The following is a 7,349-nucleotide window of genomic DNA, read 5'->3' on the forward strand; positions in this document are numbered from 1 at the left end:
GGCGGCAGTTCCAGCAGGGCGGTGGCGGGCGATCGCCAGGGCTCGAGGCCCTGGCGATCGCGGTCGGTGAAGTAGAAGTGGACGTCGCCGACAGCGAGGCCATGCCGCACGGCAGCGGTCTGGGCGCTCCATTCGTCGAAGGCTCGCCGCTCGGAATCGCTTGCCTCGGCCGTGACGTAGGGGATGCCGAGGGCAGCCGCCATAGCGGGGCCGATCAGGTCCGGGGCGCGATAGTAGTTGTGATAGGTGAACCAGAGATCGGGGCGCGGCGAGCCGGAGCGATAACCTGCCAGCAGGCGCCCGATCAGGCGTTCCGCATCGGCTTGATGACGCGCGAAGCCGGCGGCGTCGGCGCTGGGCAGATAGCCGCGCGCGGCCTGCACGGGATCGACGGCATGACCAAGGCCCTCCAGCGCGGCGACGATCTGGCGCGCCATGCGCCGATCGCCGGAAACGCCGCCGTCGTCATAGAGGTTGAGCGTGGTGTGGAAGGCGATGCGCAAGGTGGTTCTGGGACGATGCGGCGCGCGGTGGATCAGCGATAGGGATCGGCTGCGTCGCGCAGGCCGTCGCCGAGGAAGTTGAAGGCGAGGATGATCAGGATCACCGGGACGACCGGATAGAGCAGCCAGGGATAGAGCGCCACCACATTGATGTTCTGGGCCTCGTTCAGCATCACGCCCCAACTGGTGATCGGGGGCCTCAGGCCGAGGCCGAGGAACGAGAGCGCCGTCTCGCCGAGGATGGTCTTCGGAATGGTGATCGTCGCTGCGGCGATGAGATGGCTCATGAAGCCCGGCACCAGATGCAGGCCGATGATGCGCCGCGGCTTGGCGCCCATCAGCTGCGCCGCCACCACATAGTCCTCCTCGCGCAGCGAGAGCAGCTTGGAACGGACGGAGCGGGCAAGCCCGGTCCAGTCCATCAGGCCGAGAATGATGGTGATGCCGAAATAGACGACGAGCGGGCTCCACGAGGGAGGCATGATCGCGGCGAGGGCCAGCCAGAGGGGGATATGCGGCAGCGACTGCACGATCTCGATGATGCGCTGGACGACGAGGTCGATACGCCCGCCATAGTAGCCGGCGATGCCGCCGATGATGACGCCGAGAACGAAGGAGATTGAGACGCCGAGCAGGCCGATCGAGAGCGAGATGCGTCCGCCATAGAGGATGCGCGAGAGCATGTCGCGCCCGAGCCGGTCCGACCCGAGGAAGAAGAAGGTGCCGTCCTTCGGCGGGCAGACGAGACGCCAGTTGCCGGGGATCATGCCCCAGAACATGTAGCTGTCGTCGCCGTGGCAGAAGAAGCGCAGCTTCTGCGGACGCGTGCGGTCCACCTCGTATTCGCGCTTCAGGTTCTCCATGTTGAGCCGCATCGTGTAGGGGTAGACGAACGGCCCGACGAAGCTGCCTTCGTGGAAGAGATGGACGCTCTGGCTGGGAGCGCGGATGAAGTCGGTATTGCGCGTCGTGTAGTGATAGGGCGCCAGGAATTCGGCGAAGGCCGCCATCGCGTAGATCGTCACGATGACGAAGGCCGAGATGACCGCGAGCTTGTGCCGGCGGAACTTCCACCACATCAGCTGCCATTGCGAGGCGAGATAGACCCGCTCCTGCTCCGGCGTCATCGCCTCGGTGGCATAGGGCTCGAACGGTGCGGTCGAGGCCGTATGCGGCAGGGGCGCGCCGTCCGGCGGCAGTGTGTTGAGCGAGTTCGCCGTCACTTGGTCGCGGTTCCCTGCAGGCGGATGCGCGGATCCAGGATGGCGAGCGCAATGTCCGAGATCAGCACGCCGATCACGGTGAGGAAGGAGAGGAACATCAGGAACGAGCCGGCGAGATACATGTCCTGGCTCTGCAGCGCCCGGATCAGCAGCGGGCCGGTGGTCTGCAGCGAGAGCACGATCGCGACGACCTCGGCGCCCGACACGATCGAGGGCAGGATGTCCCCGATGTCCGAGATGAAGAAGTTCAGCGACATGCGCAGCGGGTACTTGCGCAGCGCCTTGCCGGGCGGCAGGCCCTTGGCGCGGGCGGTGACGTAGTACTGCTTCTGGAGTTCGTCGAGCAGATTGGCGCGCAGGGCCCGGATCATGCCCGCCGTGCCGCCGGCGCCGATGATGATGACGGGAATCCAGAGATGTTCCAGGACCGAGCGGAGCTTGGCCCAGCTCATCGGCTGGTTGAGGTATTGCGGGTCGACGAGGCCGCCGATCGAGGTGCCGAACCAGACATTGGCGAAATACATGAAGACGAGTGCCAGCAGGAAATGCGGCACGGCAAGCCCGATGAGACCGATGAAGGTCAGGCCGTAATCGCCCCAACTGTACTGATGCGTGGCCGAGTAGATGCCGATCGGGAAAGCCACGATCCAGGTGAAGATGATGGTGGCGAAGGACACGAGCATCGTCAGCAGCAGACGGTCCCCGACGATCTCGCGGACCGGCCGCTGGTATTCGAAGGAATAGCCCATATCGCCTTGCAGAAGCCCGGCGACCCATCGGAAGTAGCGCTCGACCGGCGGCCTGTCGAACCCGTATTCCTGCTTCAGGAACTCGATGCGGCTCATGTCCGCCTTCTCGCCCTGGGCCTGCATCTCGGCCGCGAGCGTCTCGAAATAGTCCCCTTCAGGCAGGTTGATCACGGTGAAGATCAGCGCGCTGGTGACCAGCAGCGTCGGGATCATGATCAGGATGCGCTTGAGGATATAGCGAAGCAGCACGGGTCAGCCCTTGGTCTCTACCCGATCGAACCAGAAGGTATCGGGCATGTAGCGGCCGATGAAGGCCCCGGGTTCGAAGCTGTAGAGGCCGTTGTCGGGCACGTTGCGCAGGTCGCGCGAGACGACGATCGGCTGCAGCGTGCTGTTGATGACGCCGATGGTGAAGACCTTCTCCGCGTTGATGGCCAGCATTTCCAGCCAGATCGCGCGACGCTGTTCGCGGCTCGAGCTCATGCGCCATTCCTCGTAGAGCCGCACCAGCTTGTTGACTTCGGGCGAGGCCGGCCTTTCGCCCTCGCGGCCGTTGGTCTCGATGAACTGGCCCCAGCGCGGCCACTGGAACTGCGCCGAGGTTGTCGGCGCCAGCGCGTCCGGCTCCATGTCCGAGGTGACGAGGGCGTTGTCCATGCCGGCCCAGGCCGACATCACCGTCTGGCCTGCGATGATGCGCCGGCGGAAGACGTCGCGCTGGGTCGATCGCGGGTAAATCTTCATGCCGACGGCGAAGAAATCCTGCTTCAGAAGGTCGAGGATATCGGTCTCCTCGGTATTCTCGCCGGCCGTCTCGATGGTGAATTCGAGCCTCCGGCCGTCGGACAGCAGGCGCACGCCGTCATCGTCGCGCCTGGTCAGGCCGATCTCGTCGAGGAGCCGGTTCGCCAGCGCCGGATCGTGCTGCGTCCACAGCGAGGTGAAGGAGGGATCGTAGAGCGGGCTCTCGGGCAGAGCTGTATTGCCGCTCTCGCGGGCGAGTCCGAAGAAGATCACCTTGTTGACGTCGGCCCGGTTGATCGCGACCGAGATCGCCCGGCGGTAGCGGACGTCGCGGTTGAGGTCGCGCCAGACGGGGTCGATGGCGTTGAGGTTCGGCAGGAGGGCGAAGTAGGCCCCTTCAGCGCGCTTCCAGAGCTTGACGTCGAAATTCATGCGCTTCGACGCTTCCTTGAGGAAGGTATAGTTGTCGAAGCGGAGGTAGCGGGCCTGGAGGTCGGCCTCGCCGGCTGCGGCCTTGGCCGGAATCAGCGAGCTCGTGCCGATGGTCAGCGTCACCTGATCGGAATAGGGCAGCTGGCGGCCCTTCTCGTCGACGCGGTGGAAGAAGGGGTTGCGCTCGAAGACGAACTGCTCGGCCGGCAGAGGCGTGGTGTTGCGCCAGGGCTCGAGCGTCGGCAGGCTGGGATTTTCCGGCCGGTACATGCGCGACAGGCGTTCGTGCAGGGCACCCCAGTCGCGCACGCGGTTCTCCTTGACCCGCTGCGTCAGCTCGTGCTTGGGCGCGTGCTTCTCGTGGAATTGCTTGAGATAGCGCGCCGGCATGAAGATGTAGGTCGGCTGCGCTCCGGCCAGCGCCGGCAGGAAGACCGGATTCGGCAGTTCCCAGCTGTAGCGCAGCTCGGTCTCGCTCAGCACCTCGAAGAAGGGCGCGTTGCCGCCGGACAGCATCGCCTGCGGCGGGCCGCCGGGAGAGAGGCGCTTGTTGTTGGCGACATCCTCCCACCAGTAGCGGAAATCCTCGGTCGTGAAGGGCGAGCCGTCGGACCAGCGATGCCCTTTGCGCAGGCGCAGCGTGAAGACGCGGCCATCCTCGACCTCGCAGCTCTCCAGCACGTCCGGCACGAGTTCGAGGTTCTCGTCATAGACCATCAGGCGCGTGTAGCCGTAGAGCGTCATCATCCGGATGTCGCGCTGGTCGCCCATCAGCATGCGGATATTGCCGCCATGCCGGCCGGGCGTGCGGCCGAGCTTGCCGAGATCGACGATGCGAGGCGAGGCAGGCAGGCGCTGTGCCACCGGCGGCAGCGCCCCGGAGCCGACCCGCTCGCCGAAGAAAGGGCTGTCGATCGGCGCGGGGGCAGCCGGCTGGGCCAGAGCGCGGCGCGGCAGGGCGGCACCGGCGAGGATCGCGGTGCCGATCAGCAGGGCGCTGCGACGCGTTGCATGCGGGCGACGGGCGGTCATGACACCAGCTCCCGGACATCGGCATTGGGCCGCGCGAGCACATAGTGTCCGTCACCTAGCGGCAGATGTTTCAGGGCGGAGACGTCCGAGCCGATGCGGAAAGCCTCACCCCAGTGACGGTCGTCCGAGGCGCCGCCCGGAGCCGCGAGCTTGAAATCGAGCTTGCGGTCGAGATCGGCGAAGGGAACCGAGCGCAACAGCGCCTTGGTATAGGGATGGACCGGCCTGGTGAAGAGCGCGTGCCGCGGCGCGAGCTCGACGATGTGGCCGCTGGCCATCACCGCGATGCGGTCCGCCATGTAGTTCACCACGGCGAGGTTGTGGGAAATGAACAGGAAGGTCAGACCGCGCTCGGCCTGGAGGTCCTTCAGCAGGTTGAGGATCTGTGCCTGCACGGAGACGTCGAGCGCCGAGACGGGCTCGTCGCAGATGATCAGCTCGGGGTCGAGCGCGAGCGCGCGGGCGATGCCGATGCGCTGTCGCTGGCCGCCCGAGAAGGAGTGCGGGTAGCGGTTCAGGAAACGGATATCGAGCCCGACATCCTGCATCAGCGATCTCACGCGCTCGTCCTGTGCGGCCGTGTCGCCCCTGTCGTGGATGGCCAGCGGCTCGCGCAGGATGTTCATCACCGTCATGCGCGGGGAGAGCGACGAGACCGGATCCTGGAAAATCATCTGGATCCGCGGCCGGAAGGCGCGCAGCGCCTCGCCACGCAGGCCCAGCACGTCGACGCGTTCCCGGCCATCGTCGAAGATCACCTCGCCGGAGTCGGCCGTGATGGCGCGCATGATGATCTTGCTGACCGTGGTCTTGCCGCAGCCGCTCTCGCCGACGAGGCCGAGGCATTCGCCGCGACGGATGTCGAAACCGACATTGTCGACCGCCTTGACGGTGCTCAGCGAGCCCTTGCCGAAGAAGCCGCGCGAGCCGGTGACATAGGTCTTGTGGAGGTCGCGCACGCGCAGCAGCGGGATGTCCCCGGCCTCCGGCGGTGGAGCCGGGCGCGGAGCCGCCGCCGGGCGGGGCCTGGCGTCGCGCAGCGCCACGAGGCGCTCGCCTTCCTGCATGTCGAAATGCGGCGAGGCATTGAGCAGGGCCTTGAGGTAGGGATGGCGCGGCCTGCGGAAAATGTCCTCGACCGGGCCGCGCTCCATGATCTCGCCGTGGAAGATCACCACCACTTCGTCGGCCATGTTGGCGACCACGCCGAGATCGTGGGTGATCAGAAGGATCGCCATGCCCATCTCGGCCTGGAGATCGCGCATCAGGTCGAGCACCTGGGCCTGGATGGTGACGTCGAGGGCCGTGGTCGGCTCGTCGGCGATCAGCAGCGCCGGCCGGCAGATCAGGGCCATCGCCAGCATGGCGCGCTGGCGCAGGCCGCCCGACAGTTCGAATGGATAGAGTCCATAGGCGCGATGCGGGTTCTTGAAGCCGACGCGCTTGAGCATGGCCTCGATCAGGCCGCGCGCCTCCGCCTTCGGCATCGGCCGGTGCAGGAGCAGCGCCTCCTCGATCTGGTTGCCGATGGTGTGGACCGGCGAGAGCGAGGACATCGGCTCCTGGAAGATCATGCCGATGCGCCCGCCACGCAGCGCCCGGATCTCCGGCCCTTCGGCCGGCAGGCCGGCAATGTCGATCGTCGTCTGCGGCGCCAGCGGGTCGCGGAACCGGATCTCGCCGCCGGTCACCGCTCCGGCGCGCGGCAGCAGGCCCATGATCGCCTGCGAGATCACCGATTTGCCGGAGCCGGACTCGCCCACGAGCGCCACCGTCTTGCCGGCGGGAACACGAAGGCTCACACCTTTCACCACCTCGCGGGCGAGGCCGTGAACGGTAAAGCCGATCCGCAGATCGCTGATACGAAGGATATCCATGACTCTATTCGACGCCACTCGGAGCTGACCGCTCCTCACCTGACGTCACTAGACGTCGAAAGTTCCTGCTTGCCAATGGGTTTCGACGGATCGTCCCATTCGTCCGGACATTGCCCGCCTCGGATGACATCGCTGCAACGTGGCCCGCGCCGGAAATCGTCATAGCTGACGCTCCAGGGCTGGCGCGCCGGTGCGCGATAGGGACCGAACTTGAAATACTGGTTCCCATCGAGGCCCGGACCGCTATGGCCGATATGCCCGCGGACCGTCACGATCCGGATGCCGTCGGCCACGACCTCGATATGCCCCGCGCCATCGGGGCCGGGCTGCGAGCGGACGACGAAATCGATCCAGCCTTTTCGCGCTGGCGGCAGGCCGGCGTGCTGCAAGACCTGGATGCCGGGCGCGCAGGCATTGAAATAACCGGGGTAGTTCCCACGTGCCGATCCGGCTTCCATGGCGACGAGGGCGCGCGTCTGGCGGACCTTCGGGCGGTCGAAGACCAGCGCCTCCCCGGGGCGACAGCCCTCCGGCCGTTCCCGGCTGCCGATCGGATAGGACACGATGCGATCGGTCTCGACGGTGATGCCGAGGCGCCCGCGATACAGCCGCAGCGCGAGGAAAGGCGAGTAGTCGCCCTCGGCGCCGGCACGGATCTGGCGCTTCCACTGGGCAATCACATATCTGCGATCATCCTGCGGCACCGGGGCGTCGAGATGCAGCGCAAGCCCGTACCAGACGGTGCTGCGATAAGGCGCGAGCACCTCGGGGCGTTCCCAGACCTCGGCG

At 66.4% G+C, this 7,349-nt stretch carries 6 protein-coding genes; all 6 read right to left on the minus strand.

Features of this window, described 5'->3' with window-relative positions; genetic code table 11:
• The coding region (locus tag ACIPIA_RS07270; protein WP_465246954.1) for a glycosyltransferase family protein at positions 1-503 on the minus strand (503 nt) is incomplete at its 3' end.
• A gap of 32 nt (positions 504-535) precedes the next feature.
• Positions 536-1,726, minus strand: coding sequence for an ABC transporter permease (locus tag ACIPIA_RS07275; protein ID WP_400508080.1), 1,191 nt, complete (start codon positions 1,724-1,726; stop codon positions 536-538).
• Complete coding sequence (locus ACIPIA_RS07280) at positions 1,723-2,721, minus strand: ABC transporter permease (RefSeq protein WP_400508088.1); 999 nt, start codon at positions 2,719-2,721, stop codon at positions 1,723-1,725. The genes ACIPIA_RS07275 and ACIPIA_RS07280 overlap by 4 nt, the downstream gene beginning before the upstream one ends.
• Positions 2,722-2,727: 6 nt before the next feature.
• Positions 2,728-4,683: an ABC transporter substrate-binding protein gene (locus ACIPIA_RS07285; protein WP_400508082.1), complete on the minus strand. Its 1,956-nt coding sequence runs from the start codon at positions 4,681-4,683 to the stop codon at positions 2,728-2,730.
• Entirely contained in the window at positions 4,680-6,560 is a 1,881-nt protein-coding gene (locus ACIPIA_RS07290; protein ID WP_400508084.1) for an ABC transporter ATP-binding protein, read from the minus strand. Before ACIPIA_RS07290 ends, ACIPIA_RS07285 begins: the two co-directional genes overlap by 4 nt.
• Before the next feature lie 35 nt (positions 6,561-6,595).
• A partial coding sequence (locus tag ACIPIA_RS07295; protein WP_400508086.1) for a heparin lyase I family protein occupies positions 6,596-7,349 on the minus strand: 754 nt, incomplete at its 5' end.

It is taken from the genome of Allobosea sp. CER48, assembly GCF_044752385.1.
In the GTDB taxonomy this organism is placed as follows: Bacteria; Pseudomonadota; Alphaproteobacteria; order Rhizobiales; family Beijerinckiaceae; genus Allobosea.

Coding starts and splice junctions, on each gene's coding strand:
- ACIPIA_RS07290 (WP_400508084.1), bottom strand. CDS start 6,560: ATGGATATCCTTCGTATCAGCGATCTGCGGATCGGCTTTACCGTTCAC.
- ACIPIA_RS07285 (WP_400508082.1), bottom strand. CDS start 4,683: ATGACCGCCCGTCGCCCGCATGCAACGCGTCGCAGCGCCCTGCTGATC.